The organism is Candidatus Hydrogenedentota bacterium (assembly GCA_035416745.1).
Lineage (GTDB): Bacteria > Hydrogenedentota > Hydrogenedentia > Hydrogenedentales > SLHB01 > UBA2224.
Genome location: DAOLNV010000022.1, coordinates 29,122 through 30,299 on the forward strand (window position 1 = coordinate 29,122; position 1,178 = coordinate 30,299).

Consider the following 1,178-nt stretch of genomic DNA (forward strand, 5'->3'; position numbering starts at 1 on the left):
CCGCGCCTGAAGGAATTGCTCGAAACCGGCGACACCCGGGCCACCCTCGCCGTCGATCTCGCCCTGTCCCAGGCAGTCTATCACGGAGCAAGCGACGTCCATCTCGAGCCATGGACCGACAGCCTCGCTCTGCGGTTCCGCATCGACGGCATTCTCCACGACATTGCCCACATCCCCGACTCGCACAAGGCGCGCATCACGGCGCGCATCAAGGTCATGGCTCAGATGGTCGTCTATCAGAAGGACCAGCCTCAGGACGGACGGATTCCGCCCGACCAGACCTCAAGCGGGTACTCGATGCGCGTCGCCACCTTCCCCACGATCAACGGCGAGAAAATCGTGGTCCGCATCCTCGGCACGTCGAAACAAATGCTCGAAATAGCAGACCTCGGGTTCGACGAGTCCGTCACAGGCACGTTGCGCGAGCTTATTCGGCGGCCCCAAGGGGTGATACTGCTCACCGGCCCAAGTTCGAGCGGCAAGACGACCACCATTTTCGCCCTGTTGCGCGAGATCCTGCGCACCCAGGTCACAACGACCCACGTGGTTACCATCGAGGACCCCGTCGAATACCGCCTCGACCGCGTCACCCAGATCCAGGTGAATCCCCGAATGGGCGTAACGTTCCAGAACGCCCTGCGGTCCATCCTGCGCCAGGACCCCGAGGTGATCATGGTGGGCGAAATCCGCGACGTCGAAACCGCTAAGATGGCTATTCAGGCGGGGCTCACCGGACACCTTGTCATCAGTACGATCCACAGCGGAACGGCATGCGGCGTGTTCGCGCGCCTGCTTGATATGGGCATCGAACCCTACCTGCTGGCATCCTCCGTTACCGGGGTGCTCGCCCAACGACTTGTGCGCATTAACTGCCCCAAGTGCCTCGAAACGTATAGTCCTACGCCCGATCTCATCACTCGATTCGGCAAAGCCCCCAAGAACCAGCCCTACAAACGCGGCAAAGGCTGCGCCCAGTGCCAGAACATCGGCTACCGCGGCCGTACCGCCCTAGGCGAACTCCTCCTTGTCAACCAGGACATCGCCAACCTCGTCCTCCAGCATCCCACGATCAGCGCCCTGCAGGAAGCCGCCGCCACTCACCATATGCGCACGCTGTTCGATGTCGGACTCGAGGCCGCCCACAACGCCATAACCACCCCCGAAGAGCTATCCCGCAT

1 protein-coding gene is annotated in these 1,178 nt (G+C 62.1%); it reads left to right on the forward strand.

Annotated elements, in window-relative coordinates; translation table 11 throughout:
- Window positions 1-1,178: ATPase, T2SS/T4P/T4SS family (locus tag PLJ71_09315; protein HQM48877.1), on the forward strand; the 1,178-nt coding region annotated here is incomplete at both ends.